The sequence below is a fragment of the Streptomyces sp. NPDC058373 genome (assembly GCF_042723275.1).
Lineage (GTDB): Bacteria > Actinomycetota > Actinomycetes > Streptomycetales > Streptomycetaceae > Streptomyces.
In genome coordinates this window covers 121,486-140,098 of sequence record NZ_JBHXJE010000012.1, presented here as the reverse complement: position 1 = coordinate 140,098, position 18,613 = coordinate 121,486, and the positions used below count along the sequence as shown (strand labels likewise).

General features: G+C 74.6%; 18 protein-coding genes, 1 pseudogene and 1 riboswitch. Of the genes and pseudogenes, 10 read left to right on the top strand and 9 right to left on the bottom strand.

What is annotated here, in order from left to right; genetic code table 11:
• Nucleotides 1–221: 221 nt before the first annotated feature.
• Nucleotides 222–1,409, bottom strand: a complete 1,188-nt coding sequence (locus tag ACFWMZ_RS10875; protein WP_383200821.1) for an NAD(P)/FAD-dependent oxidoreductase — start codon at nucleotides 1,407–1,409, stop codon at nucleotides 222–224.
• Between the two features lie 253 nt (nucleotides 1,410–1,662).
• A riboswitch (TPP riboswitch) is annotated at nucleotides 1,663–1,774 on the top strand.
• A 72-nt stretch (nucleotides 1,775–1,846) separates the two neighbouring features.
• On the opposite strand from ACFWMZ_RS10875, the gene thiO reads away from it, so the two are divergent.
• From thiO to ACFWMZ_RS10850, 5 genes are all read left to right on the top strand, one after another.
• Entirely contained in the window at nucleotides 1,847–3,070 is a 1,224-nt protein-coding gene (gene thiO, locus ACFWMZ_RS10870; protein ID WP_383200818.1) for a glycine oxidase ThiO, read from the top strand.
• The gene (gene thiS, locus ACFWMZ_RS10865) at nucleotides 3,067–3,312 is read left to right on the top strand and encodes a sulfur carrier protein ThiS (RefSeq protein WP_383178021.1); all 246 of its coding nucleotides are present in this window, start codon (nucleotides 3,067–3,069) and stop codon (nucleotides 3,310–3,312) included. The genes thiO and thiS overlap by 4 nt, the downstream gene beginning before the upstream one ends.
• 2 nt (nucleotides 3,313–3,314) lie before the next feature.
• On the top strand, nucleotides 3,315–4,109 hold the full coding sequence (locus ACFWMZ_RS10860; RefSeq protein ID WP_383178018.1) for a thiazole synthase: 795 nt from the start codon (nucleotides 3,315–3,317) through the stop codon (nucleotides 4,107–4,109).
• A 123-nt stretch (nucleotides 4,110–4,232) separates the two neighbouring features.
• Nucleotides 4,233–6,188, top strand: a complete 1,956-nt coding sequence (pknB, locus tag ACFWMZ_RS10855; RefSeq protein WP_383200812.1) for a Stk1 family PASTA domain-containing Ser/Thr kinase — start codon at nucleotides 4,233–4,235, stop codon at nucleotides 6,186–6,188.
• 69 nt (nucleotides 6,189–6,257) lie between these two features.
• Nucleotides 6,258–7,124 carry a deoxyribonuclease IV gene (locus ACFWMZ_RS10850; protein WP_383200810.1) on the top strand — a complete coding sequence of 289 codons (867 nt, stop codon included), beginning with the start codon at nucleotides 6,258–6,260 and terminating at the stop codon, nucleotides 7,122–7,124.
• A gap of 55 nt (nucleotides 7,125–7,179) precedes the next feature.
• On the opposite strand, the gene ACFWMZ_RS10845 is transcribed toward ACFWMZ_RS10850, so the two are convergent.
• Nucleotides 7,180–7,803: a sulfite oxidase-like oxidoreductase gene (locus ACFWMZ_RS10845; protein ID WP_383200807.1), complete on the bottom strand. Its 624-nt coding sequence runs from the start codon at nucleotides 7,801–7,803 to the stop codon at nucleotides 7,180–7,182.
• A 156-nt stretch (nucleotides 7,804–7,959) separates the two neighbouring features.
• Between ACFWMZ_RS10845 and bfr the strand changes: the two genes are divergently transcribed.
• Complete coding sequence (bfr, locus tag ACFWMZ_RS10840; RefSeq protein ID WP_383178006.1) at nucleotides 7,960–8,439, top strand: bacterioferritin; 480 nt, start codon at nucleotides 7,960–7,962, stop codon at nucleotides 8,437–8,439.
• Nucleotides 8,440–8,467: 28 nt separating this feature from the next.
• On the opposite strand, the gene ACFWMZ_RS10835 is transcribed toward bfr, so the two are convergent.
• Nucleotides 8,468–8,722, bottom strand: a complete 255-nt coding sequence (locus ACFWMZ_RS10835) for a bacterioferritin-associated ferredoxin (RefSeq protein ID WP_383178004.1) — start codon at nucleotides 8,720–8,722, stop codon at nucleotides 8,468–8,470.
• A 358-nt stretch (nucleotides 8,723–9,080) separates the two neighbouring features.
• A complete protein-coding gene (locus tag ACFWMZ_RS10830; RefSeq protein WP_383200804.1) occupies nucleotides 9,081–10,433 on the bottom strand; it encodes a class II 3-deoxy-7-phosphoheptulonate synthase in 1,353 nt (450 codons plus the stop codon).
• Here ACFWMZ_RS10830 and ACFWMZ_RS10825 point away from each other — a divergent pair.
• Together ACFWMZ_RS10825 and ACFWMZ_RS10820 are read left to right on the top strand one after the other, a co-directional pair.
• On the top strand, nucleotides 10,427–10,609 hold the full coding sequence (locus ACFWMZ_RS10825) for a trp operon leader peptide (protein ID WP_383177998.1): 183 nt from the start codon (nucleotides 10,427–10,429) through the stop codon (nucleotides 10,607–10,609). The genes ACFWMZ_RS10830 and ACFWMZ_RS10825 overlap by 7 nt on opposite strands.
• Before the next feature lie 239 nt (nucleotides 10,610–10,848).
• Nucleotides 10,849–12,708, top strand: a complete 1,860-nt coding sequence (locus tag ACFWMZ_RS10820; RefSeq protein WP_383200815.1) for an anthranilate synthase family protein — start codon at nucleotides 10,849–10,851, stop codon at nucleotides 12,706–12,708.
• 44 nt (nucleotides 12,709–12,752) lie between these two features.
• On the opposite strand, the pseudogene ACFWMZ_RS10815 reads toward ACFWMZ_RS10820, so the two are convergent.
• The 4 genes and pseudogenes from ACFWMZ_RS10815 to ACFWMZ_RS10800 form a co-directional block, all read right to left on the bottom strand.
• A pseudogene (locus tag ACFWMZ_RS10815) lies at nucleotides 12,753–12,935 on the bottom strand (2-hydroxyacid dehydrogenase); the annotation flags it as partial.
• Nucleotides 12,936–13,018: 83 nt separating this feature from the next.
• Nucleotides 13,019–13,675, bottom strand: coding sequence for a response regulator (locus tag ACFWMZ_RS10810; protein WP_383178030.1), 657 nt, complete (start codon nucleotides 13,673–13,675; stop codon nucleotides 13,019–13,021).
• Nucleotides 13,676–13,725: 50 nt separating this feature from the next.
• The gene (macS, locus tag ACFWMZ_RS10805) at nucleotides 13,726–14,952 is read right to left on the bottom strand and encodes a MacS family sensor histidine kinase (RefSeq protein WP_383177995.1); all 1,227 of its coding nucleotides are present in this window, start codon (nucleotides 14,950–14,952) and stop codon (nucleotides 13,726–13,728) included.
• A gap of 91 nt (nucleotides 14,953–15,043) precedes the next feature.
• Nucleotides 15,044–15,832 carry a lysophospholipid acyltransferase family protein gene (locus ACFWMZ_RS10800; RefSeq protein ID WP_383177992.1) on the bottom strand — a complete coding sequence of 263 codons (789 nt, stop codon included), beginning with the start codon at nucleotides 15,830–15,832 and terminating at the stop codon, nucleotides 15,044–15,046.
• 247 nt (nucleotides 15,833–16,079) lie between these two features.
• Between ACFWMZ_RS10800 and ACFWMZ_RS10795 the strand changes: the two genes are divergently transcribed.
• Nucleotides 16,080–16,868 carry an alpha/beta hydrolase gene (locus ACFWMZ_RS10795; RefSeq protein WP_383200801.1) on the top strand — a complete coding sequence of 263 codons (789 nt, stop codon included), beginning with the start codon at nucleotides 16,080–16,082 and terminating at the stop codon, nucleotides 16,866–16,868.
• Entirely contained in the window at nucleotides 16,861–17,475 is a 615-nt protein-coding gene (locus tag ACFWMZ_RS10790) for a hypothetical protein (protein ID WP_383177986.1), read from the top strand. Before ACFWMZ_RS10795 ends, ACFWMZ_RS10790 begins: the two co-directional genes overlap by 8 nt.
• Before the next feature lie 31 nt (nucleotides 17,476–17,506).
• Here ACFWMZ_RS10790 and ACFWMZ_RS10785 read toward each other — a convergent pair whose 3' ends face one another.
• Nucleotides 17,507–18,298: an endonuclease/exonuclease/phosphatase family protein gene (locus ACFWMZ_RS10785; protein WP_383177982.1), complete on the bottom strand. Its 792-nt coding sequence runs from the start codon at nucleotides 18,296–18,298 to the stop codon at nucleotides 17,507–17,509.
• Nucleotides 18,299–18,613: the final 315 nt, after the last annotated feature.

Here is an 18,613-nt window from a genome sequence, read left to right as displayed (position 1 = left end):
CCCACCGGAGCAACCGCGAACCCCGCCAGGGCCGCCACTCAAAGCCAACGCCGACCGAGAAAATCCCAGCCCGGCCGGCGCTTGAGGCCAATCAGTGACCGGCACAGGCGAGCCGAGCTCAGCCAAGACTCAGCCCGGCCGGCGCTTGAGGCCAATCAGGGACCGGCACGGTCGAACCGGACAGACGGCCGAAGACAGCCCGGCCGGCGCTGAGGCCCCCGTCAGGCGATGGCGGACTTCAGAGGGACGACAGGATCGGCGACAAGGCCGAGGCTCATCACCGCGCCGGAGGCGATGAGCTTGCGGCCCTGAGCCAGATCGCGAGGCCGCCCCACCGCCAGGACGGCCCGCAGCCCCCCGCCAGGGGCGACCCAGCAGAGGCTCCAAGCGGCCTCGCCGGGGTCGCCGCGGTGGACGAGGCGGTCCTCGGCGCCGTGGTGCCCGGCGTACTGGACGAAGCGCCCGAACTGCTCGGACCAGAAGTAGGGCACGGGGTCGTAGGCCTCGGGCTCGGCCCCCGTGAGGGAGGCGGCCACGGTCCGCGGCCCCTGGAGGGCGTTGTCCCAGTGGTGGACGAGGAGCCGCTGCCCGAAGCGCGCCGAGGGGAAGGAGGCGCAGTCCCCGACGGCGTACACGTCGGGGACGGAGGCCCGCAGCCAGGCGTCCGCGAGGACGGCCCCGTGGGCGTCGAGGGCGACGCCGGAACCGGCGAGGAACCGGGTGGCGGGCCGCGCCCCGATCCCGACGACCACCGCGTCGGCCGGGAGGAGCCTCCCGTCGGCGAGCCGCACCCCGTGGTCCTCCACGCGGGAGACCGCCACCCCGGTCAACAGCGCGACGCCGTGCTCGGCATACCAGGCGGCCATGGGCTCGGCCGCCTCGGCGGGCAGCGCCCCGGCGAGCGGCCGGTCGGCGGCCTCCACGACGGTGACGTGGCACCCGGCCTCCCGCGCGGCGGTGGCGAACTCTGCCCCGATCCACCCCGCGCCGACCACGACGACGGTGCGCCGGTCGTCGAGGACGGGCCGCAGCCGGGTGGCGTCGTCGAGGGTGCGCAGGAGGTGGACGGCGGGGTGGTCCCGGGTGCCGGGGAGGGCGAGGGGTTCGGCGCCGGTGGCGAGGACGAGGGTGGCGTACGGGACCGGGCCCGCGTCGGTGTCGACCAGGTGGTCGGCGGGGCGGACCCCGGTGACGGCGACGCCCAGCCGCAGCTCGACACCGAGCGCGTCGAAGTCCACGTCGAAGGCGGACCCCTCGGCGGTGCCGAGCAGGACGGCCTTGGAGAGCGGCGGCCGGTCGTACGGCGGGTGGGGTTCGGCGCCGAGCAGCGTCACGGGCCCCGCGTACCCCTGTTCGCGCAGCGCCACCGCTGTCTGCACCCCGGCCATGCCCGCGCCGACGACGACCACGCCGGGATCTTCCTGATGCGTCTCGCTCACCCGGCCACTGTAGAACTCCGGCCGGGCGGTGGCGGCGGGCGGCCGGGGTCCAGGGGGTCCGTAAAGTCCTGTGCGGTGTCCGCGGTGTCCGGTGCGTGCTCTCGGCGTGCCGGGCGGAAGCTCTCGTACTGGACGTACTCGTGCTTTCGCCCGGTGCGGCGAGAGCACGTGGCGGACACCGTGGGCGCGGTGCGGGACTTTGCGGACACCCCCTAGGCTGGCGGGTGGACTTCGCGGGAGCCCGGCGGTACCGGGCTGAGAGGGAGGCTGCCGGCCTCCGACCGTACGAACCTGATCCGGGTCATGCCGGCGAAGGGAGGGGCTGGATGCCCATGGACGAGGACAAGGGCCAGGACGAGGGCCCGACCGGGTACGGACGGGCGGGTACGGCCACGTCCGGGGCTCCGGTGGGGCCGGGGCCCGTGCCCGCCGCCGATGCCGTGCGGAGCCCGGCGTACGCGGCCGGGGGCGGCCGGGACGTGGTGGTGGCCGGTGGCGGGATCATCGGGCTGGTCACGGCGTGGCGGGCCGCCCAGCGCGGCCTGACGGTGACGGTGGTGGACCCGGCGCCGGGCGGCGGCGCGGCGAGTGTCGCGGCCGGGATGCTGGCGGCCGTCACGGAACTGCACTTCGGCGAGGAGCGCCTGCTGGCGCTGAACCTGGCGTCGGCCGAGCGCTACCCGGCGTTCGCCGCGGAGCTGTCCGAGGCGAGCGGCCAGGAGCTGGGGTACCGGCCCTGCGGCACGCTCGCGGTGGCGCTCGACGCCGACGACCGGGCCCATCTGCGCGAGTTGTACGCCCTCCAGACCCGGTCGGGGCTGGAGTCGGTGTGGCTGTCGGGCCGGGAGTGCCGCCGGCTGGAGCCGATGCTGGCGCCGGGGGTGCGCGGCGGCCTGCGGGTCGACGGCGACCACCAGCTCGACCCGCGGCGCCTGGCGTCGGCGCTGGTGAAGGCGTGCGAGCGGGCCGGGGTGGCGTGGTGCCGGGGTACGGCGGAGCGGCTGGTGGTGCGCGGCGGCCGGGCGGTGGGGGTGGAGCTGGCGGACGGCACACGCGTGGAAGGCGGGCAGACGGTGCTGGCGGCGGGGAGCCGCAGCGGGCTGCTGGCGGGGCTGCCGCCCGAGGTGGCGGTGCCGGTGCGGCCGGTGAAGGGCCAGGTGGTGCGCCTGGCGGTGCCCGGGGCGTACCGGCGCGGCGGGCCGTTCCTGAGCCGGACGGTGCGGGCCGTGGTGCGGGGCAGCCATGTGTACCTGGTACCGAGGGAGAACGGCGAGCTGGTGATCGGGGCGACCACCGAGGAGCTGGGCTGGGACACCACGGTGACCGCGGGCGGCGTCTACGAGCTGCTGCGCGACGCCCACGAGCTGGTCCCCGGCCTGACCGAGCTGCCGTTCACCGAGGTCCGGGCGGGGCTGCGCCCGGGGTCGCCGGACAACGCTCCGCTGCTGGGGCCGACCGCGCTGCCGGGGCTGCACCTGGCCACCGGCCACCACCGGAACGGGGTGCTGCTCACCCCGGTGACCGGAGACGTCATGGCGCACGCGCTGACCACGGGCGAGCTGCCCGGGTACGCGGACGCCTTCACCGCGCGGCGGTTCGAGGCCGCGCCCGTCCAGGAGGGGGCCCGATGACCATCGAGGACCTGACGACGACAGGACCGGCGGAGGAGACCCGCACCGTCTGTGTCAACGGCGAACGGCGCGCGCTGGCCGCCGGGACGACGCTGGAGGCGCTGGTGGCCGCCCTGACCTCCGCGCCCCGCGGGGTGGCGGCGGCCGTCAACGAGGCCGTGGTGCCACGGGGGGCGTGGGAGGCGACCGTGCTCGGCGAGGGCGACCGCGTCGAGGTGCTCACCGCAGTGCAGGGAGGCTGACCGTGGCGGACGACACGTTCACGATCGCGGGGACCGAGTTCGGCTCCCGGCTGATCATGGGGACCGGCGGGGCGCCGAGCCTGGAGGTGCTGGAGCGGGCACTGACCGCCTCGGGCACCGCGCTGACGACGGTGGCGATGCGGCGGCTGGACCCGGGGGTGGCCGGTTCGGTCCTCTCCGTGCTGGAGCGCCTGGCGATCCAGGTGCTGCCGAACACCGCCGGGTGCTACACCGCAGGTGAGGCGGTGCTCACGGCGCGGCTGGCCCGGGAGGCGCTCGGCACCGACCTGGTGAAGCTGGAGGTCATCGCCGACGAGCGGACCCTGCTGCCCGACCCGGTGGAGACACTGGAGGCGGCGGAGGTGCTGGTCGACGACGGGTTCACGGTGCTGCCGTACACCAACGACGACCCGGTGGTGGCCCGCCGCCTGGAGGAGGCGGGGTGCGCGGCGGTGATGCCGCTGGGCTCGCCGATCGGGTCGGGGCTCGGCATCCGCAACCCGCACAACTTCGAGCTGATCGTGGAACAGGCCAACGTTCCGGTCATCCTCGACGCGGGCGCGGGGACGGCCTCGGACGCGGCGCTGGCGATGGAGCTGGGGTGCGCGGGTGTGATGCTCGCCTCGGCGGTGACGCGGGCGCAGGAGCCTGAGCTGATGGCCTCGGCGATGCGCCACGCGGTGGAGGCGGGCCGCCTGGCGTACCGGGCGGGACGCATCCCGCGCCGGCACTTCGCGCGGGCGTCGTCGCCGGTCGAGGGCGTGGCGCACCTCGATCCGGAGCGTCCCGCGTTCTGACCGGCCGGCCTCTTCGCAGAGCCCGGCGGGCCGTGCGGCGAGCCGGTGGCCAGGGCGTCACAGCTTCGCTGCGGTCGCCTCCGGAGTCTCCGGGGACGCGCCACGGCTCGTAGACTCCGGTGCGTGGATACGCCGCTTCCCGACACTTCGCCCCGGCCCGCGGGCACCGCCCCGCTGGGGCTGGTGCTCGACGGGCGTTACCGCGTCGACGCGCTGATCGCCGTCGGCGGCATGGCCACGGTCTACCGGGCCCTGGACACCCGCCTGGACCGCGTGGTGGCGCTCAAGGTGATGCATCCGGAGCTGGCCGCCGACGCCTCCTTCGTGGAACGTTTCATCCGCGAGGCCCGCTCGGTCGCCCGCCTCTCCCATCCCAACGTGGTCGGTGTCTTCGACCAGGGCGCGGAGGGGGCGTACGTCTATCTGGCGATGGAGTACGTGCCCGGGTGCACCCTGCGGGACGTGCTGCGCGAGCGCGGCGCGCTGACGCCGCGGGCGGCGCTGGACGTGCTGGAACCGGTGCTGGCGGCGCTCGGAGCGGCCCACCGGGCGGGGTTCGTGCACCGGGACATGAAGCCGGAGAACGTCCTGATAGGCGACGACGGCCGGGTCAAGGTCGCCGATTTCGGCCTGGTCAAGGCGGTGGACACGGTGACGAACACCACGGGCACCGTACTGGGCACGGTGGCGTACCTGGCGCCGGAGCAGATCGAGCAGGCGGACGCGGCGGACGCCCGCGTCGACGTGTACGCCTGCGGCGTGGTGCTCTACGAGATGCTGACCGGCGGGCGCCCGCATTCGGGGGACTCCCCCGCGCAGGTCCTCTACCGGCATCTGAACGAGGACGTCTCCCCGCCCTCCGAGGCCGTGCCGCACCTGGGCCCCGAGCTGGACCGCCTGGTCGCGGTGGCGACGGCGCGGACGGCGGACGCCCGTCCCGAGGACGCGGTGGCCCTGCTGGCGCTGGCCCGCGCCGCCCGGGCGGCGCTGGGCGACGCGGCGCTGGACGCCGTGCCGCCGGCGGCGCTGGAGGGCGACCGCAGCATCGCCGAGGACCGCACCAGCGTCATCCCCCGCTTCTCCACCCCGGCCCGGCCCGCCGAGCCCGCCGCCGACGACGACGGGGTGCAGCGCACCAGCGTGCTGGCCTCTTCCCCGCCGGAGCCTCCTCCCGGCCCGGCCCGACGCCGATGGAGCTCGAACCGGCGCCGGGGCGGGCTCGCGGCACTGGTGGCGGTGCTGTTGGTGCTCTGCGTGGGCGCCGGGGTCTGGTACGTCAGCTCCGGGCAGTTCACGCGGGTGCCGCCGCTGCTGACCAAGACCGAGGACGAGGCGCGGCAGCGGCTGGCGGACGCCGGGCTGAAGGTGGGCGGCGTCGACAAGGCGTACAGCGACACCGCCGACCGGGGCACGGTGACCAAGACCGACCCGGCCACCGGTGAGCAGGTACGGGACAACGGCTCGGTGCGGCTGACGGTCTCGCTCGGCCCGCGCAAGGTGACCGTGCCCCGGGTCGAGGGGATGGCGCTGGGCAAGGCCAGGGCCCAGCTGCGGGACGCCGGGCTGGCGCCGGGGATGGTGTCCCGGGCCTTCAACGACTCCGTCGGCGAGGGCAAGGTGATCAGCACCGACCCGGCCGCCGGGACCGAGCGGCGCGGCGGTTCGGCCGTGGCGCTGGTGGTCAGCAAGGGCGCGCCGGTGGACGTGCCGGACGTGGCCGGTTCCTCGCTCCAGGAGGCCACCGAGACACTGGAGGAGGCCGGGCTGAAGGTGAGCACCGCCGACGAGCGGGCCTTCTCCGAGCACGAGAAGGGCGCCGTGGCCGAGCAGTCCCCGAAGCCCGGGACGGAGCTGGCCGGGGGCGCCGAGGTGGAGCTGACCCTCTCCAAGGGCCCCGACCTGGTGGAGGTCCCGGACGTGACCGGCGAGAAGGAGGCGGCGGCGCGCAAGACGCTGGAGGACGCCGGTTTCCGCGTGGACGTCTCCCGGTGGTTCTTCGGCGACACGGTGTGGAACCAGTCGGTCGACGGCGGCGACACCGCCCCGCGCGGCTCCGAGATCACCCTGCGCGTCCGCTGACCCCCGCGTCCCCCGCGCCCGCCCGCACCGGGCGCGGGGGACGCGCGGCGTCGTGCGACCCTGGACATCGTGAACAAGAGCAGCATCGGTGCCCACATCCCCGTGGCGGGCGGTCTCGCGAAGACTGGCCTCGCCTACGCCCAGGACCTCGCCGCCGAGGCGGTGCAGGTCTTCGTCGCCAACCCGCGCGGCTGGGCGACGCCCGACGGCGACCCCCGCCAGGACGAGGAGTTCCGCCGTCTCTGCGCCGAGCGGCAGATCCCGGCGTACGTGCACGCGCCCTACCTGATCAACTTCGGTTCGCACACCGAGGCGACGGCCGAGAAGTCGGTGGAGTCGCTGCGGCACTCGCTGCGCCGGGGCCGGGAGATCGGGGCGCTCGGCGTCGTCGTCCACACCGGTTCGGCGACCGGCGGGCGCTCCCGCGGGACGGCGCTGGCGCAGGCCCGCGAGCTGATGATGCCGCTCCTTGAGGAGCTGGGCGACGACGACCCGTACCTGCTGCTGGAGTCGACGGCCGGGCAGGGCGCCTCACTCTGCGCGGAGGTGGAGGACTTCGGCCCGTACTTCGACGCGCTGGAGCGCCACCCGAAGCTCGGCGTCTGCCTGGACACCTGCCACATCCACGCCGCCGGTCACGACCTGGCGGCGCCGGGCGGGGTGAAGGAGACGCTGGACGCGCTGGTGGCGACGGTCGGCGAGGGCCGGCTGCGGCTGATCCACGCCAACGACTCCAAGGACGTCGCGGGCGCCCACAAGGACCGGCACGCCTCGATCGGCTCGGGCTCGATCGGCGCGGACCCCTTCGGCGAGCTGCTGGGCCATCCGGCGGTGACCGGGGTCCCGCTGGTGATCGAGACGCCGGGCGGCAAGGAGGGCCACACCGCGGACGTGGCCCGCCTGAAGGAGCTGCGCGACCAGGCCCAGGTGGGCTGATCCGGACGGACCCGGGGGGGGCGGGGGCCAGGGACTTCCCAGCAGCCGAAGGCCCTCAGAGCCCGGGCCCGTCCCCCGGCTCCTCCTGGTACGAATAGCGCTGCTCCCGCCAGGGGTCGCCGACGTTGTGGTAGCCGCGCTCCTCCCAGAAGCCGCGCCGGTCGGCGGTCATGTACTCGATGCCGCGGACCCACTTGGGGCCTTTCCAGGCGTACAGGTGGGGGACGATCAGGCGGAGCGGGAAGCCGTGTTCGGCGGTGAGGAGTTCGCCGTCCTTGTGGGTGGCGAAGACGGTGCGGTCGTCGAGGAAGTCGGTGAGCCGCAGGTTGGAGCTGAAGCCGTACTCGGCCCAGACCATGACGTGGGTGACGTGGTCGGCGGGCGGCGCGGCCCCGGCGACCGTACGGGCGAGGACCCCGCCCCACTCGGCGTCGAGCATGCTGAACTTGGTGACGCAGTGCAGGTCCGCGACGACCGTGGTGTACGGCAGGGCGGTGAACTCGTCGTGCGTCCAGGTGTGCTTGCCCGCCTCGGCGGTGGCGCCGAAGACCCGGAACTCCCAGCGGTCGGGACGGAAGCGGGGCACCGGCCCGTAGTGGGTCACCGGCCATCCGCGCTGGAGCCGCTGCCCGGGGGGGAGCTGTGGCTGCTGCGCCTGGCGGCTTTCCGGCTGTCCCATGCCTTCCATCCTGACAGACCCGGGCAGCCGGAAATGACCAGGGCGGTCCCGATTCGGGCATCTGCCACTAAGCCTGCACTTACTGGACCAGGGCCCGGCCCTTTGCGAGGATGCGCGCATTCGTGCCCCGTCCGCACCCTGGAAGGAGCCCTTGCCATGCAGGGCGATCCCGAGGTCATCGAGTTTCTCAACGAGCAGCTGACCGCCGAGCTGACGGCGATCAACCAGTACTGGCTGCACTACCGGATCCAGGACAACAACGGCTGGTACAAGCTGGCCAAGTACACGCGTGCCGAGTCCATGGACGAGATGAAGCACGCGGACAAGCTCACCGAGCGCATCCTCTTCCTGGACGCCCTCCCCAACTACCAGCGCCTCTTCCACGTCCGGGTGGGCCAGACGGTCACGGAGATGTTCGAGGCCGACATGCAGATCGAACTGGAGGCGGTGGACCGCCTCAAGCGGGGCATCGAGGTGATGCGGACCAAGGGTGACCACACCTCCCGGCGGCTCTTCGAGGAGATCCTGGAGGACGAGGAGCACCACATCGACTACCTGGAGGCGCAGTTGGCGCTCATCGAGAAGATGGGCGAATCGCTGTACCTCGCCCAGCAGATCGAGCAGCCGGACAGCTGAGCCGTCCTGGCGGCGGTCGGCCCGGGGCTCAGGCGGCCTCGTCGAGCGGCGCGGCGCTCCCCGCGGCGGCCGGTGCCGCCCCCACCCGGCAGCCCGCGGCGTGGCGGCGGGGTGCGGCGCCCCGGCCCAGCAGGGCCTGGATGCGGCGGACGCAGGAGCCGCAGTCGGTGCCGGCCTTGCAGGCGGAGGCGATGCTGCGCGGCGTGCCGGCGCCCGCGGCCGCACGGTCCCTGACTTCCTCCTCGGTGATGCCGAAGCAGGAGCAGACGTACACGCGGTTCACCTCCGGGAATGCGGCGGTCGGACGGCCTGTACCGACCGATCGGACCGACCCTTCGGTGAGGCTAACCTAACCTTACTCATCCGGGGATGCGCGGAACAGCCCGAGTACGCCAGTGGGGCGCGGATCACAGACCGACCCGCGCCCCCACGACGCCACCTTCCAGCCCGGCCGGCGTCCGAGGCCGTCTTGAGGCCGCACTCGCCGACCGCGCCCAGCCGATCTCAGCCCGGCCGGCGCCTGAGGCCACACTCCAGCCCGGCCGACCCTTGAAGCCACACTCCAGCCCGGCCGGCGCTTGAGGCCGACAGGCGCGGGGCCCGGCCGAAGCCGAGCCCCGCAGAAACCGGACCGGAGGTCCTCACTGGCCCCGGTACATCTCCGCCACCAGGAAGGCGAGGTCCAGCGACTGGCTGCGGTTGAGCCGGGGGTCGCAGGCGGTCTCGTACCGCTGGTGGAGGTCGTCGACGAAGATCTCGTCGCCGCCGCCGACGCACTCGGTGACGTCGTCACCGGTGAGCTCGACGTGGATGCCGCCGGGGTGCGTGCCGAGCTCCTTGTGGACCTCGAAGAAGCCCTTCACCTCGTCGAGCACGTCGTCGAAGCGGCGGGTCTTGTGGCCCGAGGCGGCCTCGAAGGTGTTGCCGTGCATCGGGTCGGTGACCCAGACCGGCATGGCGCCGGAGGCGGTGACCTTCTCCACCAGGGTGGGCAGGTGGTCGCGGATCTTGTCCGCGCCCATCCGCACGATGAAGGTGAGCCGCCCGGGCTCGCGCTCCGGGTCGAGGCGCTCGATGTACTCCAGCGCCTCCTCCGGAGTGGTGGTGGGGCCGAGCTTGACGCCGATCGGGTTGCGCACCTTGGAGGCGAACTCGATGTGGGCGCCGTCCATCTGCCGGGTGCGTTCGCCGATCCACACCATGTGGCCGGAGACGTCGTACAGGTGGCCGGTGCGCGAGTCGGTGCGGGTCAGCGCCGTCTCGTAGTCGAGGAGCAGCGCCTCGTGGGAGGCGTAGAACTCGACGGTGCGGAACTCCTCCGGGTCGGCGCCGCAGGCGCGCATGAAGCTCATCGCGTTGTCGATCTCGCGGGCGAGCTTCTCGTACCGCTGGCCGGACGGGGAGGACTTCACGAAGTCCTGGTTCCAGGCGTGCACCTGGCGCAGGTCGGCGTAGCCGCCGGTGGTGAAGGCGCGCACCAGGTTCAGCGTGGAGGCGGAGGCGTGGTACATCCGCTTGAGGCGCTCGGGGTCGGGGACCCGGGCCTCCTCGGTGAAGTCGAAGCCGTTGACGGAGTCGCCCCGGTAGGTGGGCAGCGTCACGCCGTCGCGGGTCTCGGTCGGCTTGGAGCGCGGCTTGGAGTACTGGCCGGCGATGCGGCCGACCTTCACCACCGGCACGGAGGCGGCATAGGTCAGGACGGCACCCATCTGGAGGAGCGTCTTGACCTTGGCGCGGATGTCGTCCGCGCCCACGCCGTCGAAGGACTCCGCGCAGTCGCCGCCCTGGAGGAGGAACGCCTCGCCCCGGGCGACGGCACCGAGCCGGGCCCGCAGCTGGTCGCACTCGCCCGCGAAGACCAGCGGGGGGAAGGACTCCAGCTCCGTGACCACCCGCGCCAGGGCTTCCTGGTCGGGATACTCGGGCTGCTGCGCGGCAGGCAGGGTTCGCCAGGACGGCACATGGGCAGCAGAGTTCTCAACAGTCGATGTCACGAGAGCCAGGGTACGGCCTCGGCCCGCGGCGTCCGGCGCTCTGCCCACAGTGTGGGACGAGCGACACACAGTGCGGAACACTCCCCGGGACGGCCGCCGGGTGCGCTAGGCTCCGGCCCATGACCGCGCAGCAGACCCAGAACTGGTGGTGGACCGCTCATCCGGCGGCCCGCTGACTGACGCGCTCATCACGTATCCAGGCCGCCCGAGGGGCGGCCTTTCGCATGTACGGGGCCGTTCCTCCCCACCTCGTCCCGCGCCGGGGCCCGCCGTCCGGGCCCCCGCGAGGAAAGGAACCCCGGTGACTTCCGCATCGCCCGCCGCTCCCCCGCCGCCCGCCGAGCCCTCCCGTCCCGCGCCGGACGCGCCCTTCGACTTCGCCCGGCTCACCGCCCCCGGCGCCCCGCCCTTCGCCCTGCTGCGGCGCTCCGCCCCCGGCCTCGACGGGCGGACCGTGGAGGTGCTGACCGGGCCGGTGCGCGAGGTGGAGCGCCTGGCCGAACTGCCCGTGGACGGGCGCCCCGCCCTGGCCCTGGTGCCGTTCCGGCAGATCCGCGAGCGGGGCTTCGACGTGCGGGACGACTCGACCGGGCTGGTGGTGCTGCACGCCGACGCGGTGCACCGGGTGCCGGTGGACGAGGCGCTGGCGGGACTGCCGGAGCACCGGGTGGCGGTGGCCGACGGCGGCTTCGACCTGGCCGACGAGGAGTACGAGGAGGTGGTGCGCCGCGTCGTCGCGGACGAGATCGGCCGGGGCGAGGGCGCCAACTTCGTCGTCAGCCGCACCTGGGAGGGCCGGATCGAGGGGTTCTCCCGCGCCGACGCGCTGGCCCTCTTCCGCCGCATGCTGGACCAGGAGCGCGGCGCGTACTGGACGTACGTGGTGCACACCGGCGAGCGCACCCTGGTCGGCGCCAGCCCCGAGGTGCACGTACGGATGTCCGGCGGCGGCCGGGACGAGGCGTCCGGCGCGGGCGGCACCGTCGTGATGAACCCGATCAGCGGGACCTACCGCTACCCGGCCGGCGGGCCTACGGCGGACGGGCTGCTGGAGTTCCTCGCCGACTCCAAGGAGCGCGACGAGCTGTCAATGGTGGTCGACGAGGAACTGAAGATGATGTGCGCCGTCGGCGACCTCGGCGGGGTGGTGGTCGGGCCGCGCCTGAAGGAGATGGCGCACCTGGCGCACACCGAGTACGAGCTGCGCGGGCGCTCCACCCTCGACGCGCGCGAGGTGCTGCGGCAGACCATGTTCGCGGCGACCGTCACCGGCTCGCCGGTGCAGAACGCCTGCCGCGTCATCGAGCGGTACGAGCCGGGCGGGCGCGGCTACTACGCGGGCGCCCTCGCCCTGCTCTCCACGGACGCCTCGGGCGCGCAGAGCCTGGACTCGCCGCTCCTCATCCGCACCGCCGACATCGACGCCGCCGGGCTGGTCCGGGTGCAGGTCGGCGCCACCCTGGTCCGGGGCTCGGACCCGGCGGGCGAGGTCGCCGAGACGCACGCGAAGGCGGCGGGGGTACTGGCGGCGCTCGGGGTGCGGCCGGGGCGGCCCGCGTCCGGCCGGGCGCCGGTGCGGTTCGCCGACGACATCCGGGTGCGGGCGGCGCTGGACGCCCGCCGGGAGCGGCTCTCGCCCTTCTGGCTGCGGATGCGTGAGCCGTCGGCGCCGGTGGCCGGGGAGGCGCTGGTGGTGGACGCCGAGGACACCTTCACCTCGATGCTGGCCCACGTGCTGCGGGCGGCGGGGCACCGGGTGGTGGTCCGCCGGTTCGACGAGCCGGGGCTGCGGGCGGCGGTGGCGGCGCACCGGGGGACGGTGGTGCTGGGGCCGGGGCCGGGCGACCCGTCGGACGCGGCCGACCCGCGGATGCGGCTGCTGCGCGAGGTGACCGCCGACGTGCTCGACGCGCGGCACGGCGGGCGCGGGGTGCTGGGGGTGTGCCTGGGCCATGAGCTGATCGCGGCCGAGCTGGGGCTGCCGCTGGTCCGCAAGCGGGTGCCGTACCAGGGGGCGCAGGTGCGGATCGACCTCTTCGGGCGGCCGGAGACGGTCGGGTTCTACAACAGCTACGTGGCGTCCTGCGACGACGAGGCGGCCGAGGAGCTGGCGGCGCACGGCGTCGAGGTGAGCCGGGACGCGGCCGGGGAGGTGCACGCGCTGCGCGGGCCGGGGTTCGCCTCGGTGCAGTTCCACCCGGAGTCGGTGCTGTCGCTGCGCGGCCCGGCGCTGGTGGCCCAGCTGCTGGCGGGAGTGCCGGCCGAGGTCGGCTGAGGCGGTCGGCGCCGGGTCCCGCCGCGCGGTGGCGGGGCCCGGGGTCAGCGCGGGGAGAGGGCGGGGACCAGGACGTTCTCGTTGCGGCGGCCGGCCAGGTGGTCGCGGACGTTGCGGACGGTGGTGTCGATGATCTCGGTGACGGCGTCCTCGGTGCAGTACGCCTGGTGCGAGGTGACGGCCACGTTGGGGAAGGTCATCAGGCGGGCCAGCAGGTCGTCGGTGACTTCCACGCCGTCTCCCCGGGTCGATGGGTCACGTCAGCGTGAATACGCGGGGCGCGGCCCGCCGGGTGGCGGCGGGGTCCGGGTCAGTGGCCCGGGCCGGGCTCCTCGTCGTCCAGTCCGGCCTCGATGGCGTACCGGACCAGTTCGACGCGGTTGTGGAGCTGGAGTTTGCCGAGGGTGTTCTGCACGTGGTTCTGGACGGTGCGGTGCGAGATGACGAGGCGCTCGGCGATCTGCTTGTAGCTGAGCCCCTTGGCGACCAGGCGCAGCACCTCCGTCTCGCGGGCGGTCAGCCGGGGCGCGTCGGGCTTGCCGCGCGAGGGGGCGGGCCCGGCGGCGAGCCTGCGGTACTCCCCGAGGACCAGCCCGGCCAGGCCGGGGGTGAAGACGGCGTCGCCGCGGGCGGTGCGGTGGACGGCGTCGATCAGCTCCTCGGTCCCGGCGGACTTGACCAGGTAGCCGGTGGCCCCGGCCTTGACCGCCTCCAGGACGTCGGCGTGCTCGCCGCTGGCGGAGAGGACCAGCACCCGCGGGCCGTCCTCGCCCGCTACCTCCTGGCAGACCCGGGCGCCGGGCAGCCCCGGCAGGTTCAGGTCGAGGACCAGCACGTCGGGGCGGGTGGCGCGGGCCCGGCGGACCGCCTGCGGCCCGTCCCCGGCGGTCGCCACCACCTCGAACCCGGCCTCGGCGAGGTCCCGGGCGACGGCGTCCCGCCACATCGGGTGGTCGTCCACCACCATGACCCGCACCGGCTCCCCCTGGCCGCCCCCCGGCGGCACTTCCTCGGTCGTCACTGCGTCCCCTCCCCCGTCTCTGCCGGGGCCCGGCGGCCCGCTCCGGCCGCCTCCCCGTCGTCCTTCGGTACGGTCAGCTCCACCTCGGTGCCCTGTCCGGGGACCGAGACCAGCGCGGCGGTCCCGCCCAGGTCGCGCAGGCGGCCCCGGATGGACTGGGCCACCCCGAGCCGCCCCTCCTCGGCGGCCTCGGCGAGCCGCCCTTCGGGGATGCCGGGCCCCTCGTCGCGTACGGAGACGAGCACCTGGTCCGGCTCGTCCTCCACCAGGATCCAGGCGCGGGCGCCGGGGCCGACGTGGGTGCGGACGTTGTCCAGCGCGGCGCCGACGGCCGCGGCGGTCTCCCGGGCCGCCTGCGGGGCCAGCTCCACCGGGGTGCCGGGGCCGGAGAGGGTGACCCGCGCGTCGGCGTACCGGCCGAGCAGCGCCATCAGGTCGCGCGGCCCCTCGTCCTCGGCGGCGGCCGAGGACCCGTCGGCGATACGCGGCTCCGGTACGGGCCCCTGGGTGATGAGGCGGCGCAGCGCGGCCTCCTGCTCGCCCGCGAGGCGGCCCAGCTCGGCCGCCTCGCCGCCGACGGCGGTGCCCCGGCGCTGGACCAGGGCGAGGACCTGCAGGACGCCGTCGTGGATGTCGCGGGCGAGGCGTTCGCGTTCCCGGGTGGCGGCCTGGATCTCCAGGGCCCGGGCGAGGGTGCGCTCGGAGGCGCGGGCCACCTCGACCACGTAGCCGATGGCGATGGCGGCGACCCAGACCAGCAGCACGTTGTGGAGGGTGTTGGGGCTGGCCTCGCCGCGCTGGGCGAGGTTGGCGGCGCCGACCAGGGTGGAGGCGGCGGCGGCCCAGCGCCAGCCGCCCTTCAGCGCGCAGGCCAGGACGGCTCCGGCGGTCCAGATCGAGGGCAGCGTGGGCCCGTCGGCGGCGTGCCGCCCCGCGCCGTCGGCGAGCGGGGTGAGCAGGATGCCGGCCAGTGCGAGGGCGACGTCCACGGCGAGGAAGGGCCGGGTGCAGCGGGCGGCTCCGGTGAAGCGGGGCAGGGTCGCCAGCGTCCACACCAGGAGCACCGCGAGGAAGCCGAAGGCGACCTGGGGGCGCTCGTAGGAATCCCGGGCGGCGGCCGCGATGGCCACCGCGTAGACCGCGGTCAGGGCGCGGTAGGCGGTCAGCGCGCGCCACAGGGGCTGCTCGACCGACATGCTCACCGCGGCCGCCTCACGTCTCATCTCCGCGCCCCCGTGTCACCGGCCGCCCGTGCCGGCGGCCTCTTCCGCCGACAAAAGTAACCGGAACCGGGGCGCGGACGCGGACCGCGGGTCAGGCGGCCCGTCCGGCGTCGTCCTGCTCTCGGGAGGCCTCGGCCCTCGCCGCGGCCTTCTCGGCCTTGGCGATCGTCTTCTCCTCCTCGGCCCGGCGCTTGGCGTCCTCGGCCATCTGCCGCTTGGCGACGGTGGCGTAGACGTCGACGTACTCCTGGCCGGAGAGCTTCATGATCTCGTACATGACCTCGTCGGTCACCGCGCGCAGCACGAAGCGGTCGTGGTCCATGCCCTCGTAGCGGCGGAAGTCCAGCGGCTTGCCGATGCGGATGCCGGGGCGCATCAGCTTGGGGCGGACCTGGCCGGGCGGCTGGATCTTCTCGGTGTCGATCATCGCGACGGGGATGACCGGCGCCCCGGTGGCCAGCGCCACCCGGGCCAGGCCCCCGGGCTTGCCGCGGTACAGGCGCCCGTCCGGGGAGCGGGTGCCCTCCGGGTAGATGCCGAACAGCTCGCCGCGCTCCAGCACCTCGATGCCGCTGCGGATGGCCGCCTCACCGGCGCCCCGGCCGCCGGAGCGGTCGACGGGGAGCTGGCCGACGCCCTTGAAGAACGCGGCGGTCATCCGGCCCTTCACACCCGGCGTGGTGAAGTACTCCGCCTTGGCGATGAAGGTGACCTTCCGGTCGAGCATCGTGGGCAGGAAGAAGGAGTCGGAGAACGACAGGTGGTTGCTGGCGAGGATCGCGGGGCCGTCGGCGGGGATGTTCTCGATGCCCTCCACCCACGGCCGGAAGGCGACCTTCAGCGGCCCTCCGATGACGACCTTCATGGCTCCGTAGATCAAGGGTCTTCCTCCTGCCGGGTGTGTCGCCTGAGACCTTAACCCGTGGTGGGCCCACGGCCCTCCTCGACGGCGGGGCGGCGGCGGCCGGTCCGCCGTGGCCGCGGGGAGCCGTCGGCACAGCACGAACCTGGTCGGTGCAGGCCCGGTCGCGTACGGTGAACACCACACCAGCCCGCACCGGCGGCGGCCGCGACGCCCCCTCCGGAGCCGTCTGCCCCCGTCCGCGCCTCACGAACGGAGACCGAAGGTGCCGGTACTGCCTGGAGCCGAACCGTACCGCCACGACGGCGGGCCCACGGGTGTCCTCCTCTGTCACGGCTTCACCGGAACACCTCAGTCGATGCGCCCCTGGGCCGAGGACCTGGCCGCCCGGGGCCACACCGTCTCCCTCCCCCTCCTCCCCGGTCACGGCACCCGCTGGGAGGACCTCCAGCTCACCGGCTGGCAGGACTGGTACGCGGAGGTCGACCGGGCCCTCGGCGAGCTGCTCGCCCGCTGCGAGCAGGTCTACGTCGCCGGGCTCTCGATGGGCGGCGCGCTGGCGCTGCGGCTGGCCGCCCGGCACGGGGACGCGGTGCGCGGCGTGGTAGTCGTCAACCCGGCCAACAAGGTGCACGGCCTGAGCGCCTACGCCCTCCCGGCCGCCCGGCACCTGGTCCGCACCACCAAGGGACTCGTCTCCGACATCGCCCTTCAGGGCTCCGAGGAGGTCGGCTACCACCGGGTGCCGCTGCACGCCGCGCACTCCCTGCGGGCCTTCTTCCGGCTGGTCGACGCCGAGCTGCCGCAGGTCACCCAGCCGCTGCTGCTCCTGCGCAGCCCGCGGGACCACGTGGTGCCGCCCGCTGACTCGGCGCGGGTCATGGGCCGGGTCTCCTCGCGGGACGTGACGGAGATCCTGCTGGAGAACAGCTTCCACGTGGCGACACTGGACCATGACGCACCGCGCGTCTTCGAGGAGAGCGCCGCCTTCATCGTCCGCACCGGTGCGGACGGGACGGGCAGCACGCCGGAAGGGGAGGCCGTCAGTGGCTGAACAGGGCGCGGGCCGCGAGGAGAACTGCGAGCCCGACGAGGAGAAGAAGCCCCCGCTGGACGAGGCGGCCGCCTGGGAGGCGATCGTCGCCGGGTACGGCGAGGAGCCGGCCGATCCGCCGGGCGCGCGGCCGTTCAAGTCGGTCGAGGAGATGGCCGACCTGGACCGCGGACTGCCGCCGGTCACCAAGGACACGGGCGGTGGCACCGACACCCTGGAGCCGGAGCGGCCGCCGCTGGGCGGTTCGGTCTCCTTCGCGCCGGGCATCGGGCCGCGCGACTACCAGCTGGCCGACGTGCCCGCCTCGCAGCCCGCGGGGAAGGACGGCAGGAAGGGCGGCGCCGCCCAGGACGACGACGAGGGCCACTTCGTGCCGCCCGAACCGCCGCCGCTGCCGGAGGCCGACACCACCACCCGCTTCGCCTGGGTCGCTGTCCTCGGCGGCCCCCTGCTGCTCCTCCTCGCCGTCCTGTTCGGCTGGGAGATGACCTGGTGGCTGACGACGCTCGGCGTCGGCGGCTTCCTCGGCGGCTTCGCCACGCTGGTCGCCCGCATGAACGACGGGGACGAGGACGACGACGACCCGGGGCGGGGAGCCGTGGTCTGAGGGCTGCCGCCCCCGGCGACGGGGCCTCGGCTCAGGGCCGGGTGTACGGCACCCGCAGCGCGGCCAGGACCGGCAGGTGGTCGGTGGCCCGGAGCAGGTCGTCCTCGGTGAACGGCGGTACCCCGGGATGCGCGGCGCCCGGGGCCGGGACGCCGCAGCCCAGCATCTCCACGCCCGGGGTGGCGAAGACCGCGTCGATCCGCTGGTGCGGGTCGTGGGGTGTCGAGGTGTACTCGCCGCCCCAGGGGCGTACCGCCCAGCCGTCCTGGAGCTCACCGGCCAGCCGCCGGAAGGTGCGGCCCTCCGGGCGTTCGTTGACGTCGCCGCCGGCCACGGCGTGCTCCACGCCCATCGCGGCGAGGCGGTCCAGCAGCAGGCCGCCCTGCGCGTACCGCTCGTCCTTCTGCAGGCTCAGGTGGCAGCTCACCACCCCGAGCCTGGCCCGCCCGAACCGCACCACCGCCGTGGAGAAGCCGCGCCGGTGCAGGCCCGGGGTGAGCGGCAGCAGTTCGTCGTACGTCGACTCGACCGTGGCCCGCAGCGAGCAGAGCAGCGCCGGTCCCGACGCGGGGGCGCCGCCCGCCAGCACCACCAGCCCCGAGGCCGCGGCCAGCCGCCCCAACGGCTTGCGCCACCGGAAGAACCTGGGGGCCTCCTGCACCAGGACGAGGTCGGGCGCGCAGGCCCGCACCACGCGGGCCACCGCCGCCGGATCGTCCCGCAGCGACCGCACGTTGTAACTCAGCACCCGCACCACGGCGCCCCCGTCCACCTGCCCCGACAACGCCAACTCCCCGGGTCCGGGCCGCACCATGTCCACCATCCCCCCAAATTAACCGGCTCCGGCAGCGGTTCAGCGTTCGCTGTCGAGCTGGGCGAGTTGCGGCCCGGCACGGGGCGCCCTCAAACGCCGGCCGGGCTGTGACTGGCCTCAAACGCCGGCCGGTCTTCAGTTGCGCGCGGTCCGGCTTCCGTGCGCCGGTCACCGATGGCCTCAAGCGCCGACCGAGCTTGGATAAATCAGCCCGGCCGGCGCTTGAGGCCACCCCTCAGCCCGGCCGGCGCCTGAGGCCACCCCTCAGCCCGGCCGGCGCTTGAGGCCAAAAAAAGGGGGCCCGGCCGTCAGGCCGAACCCCCA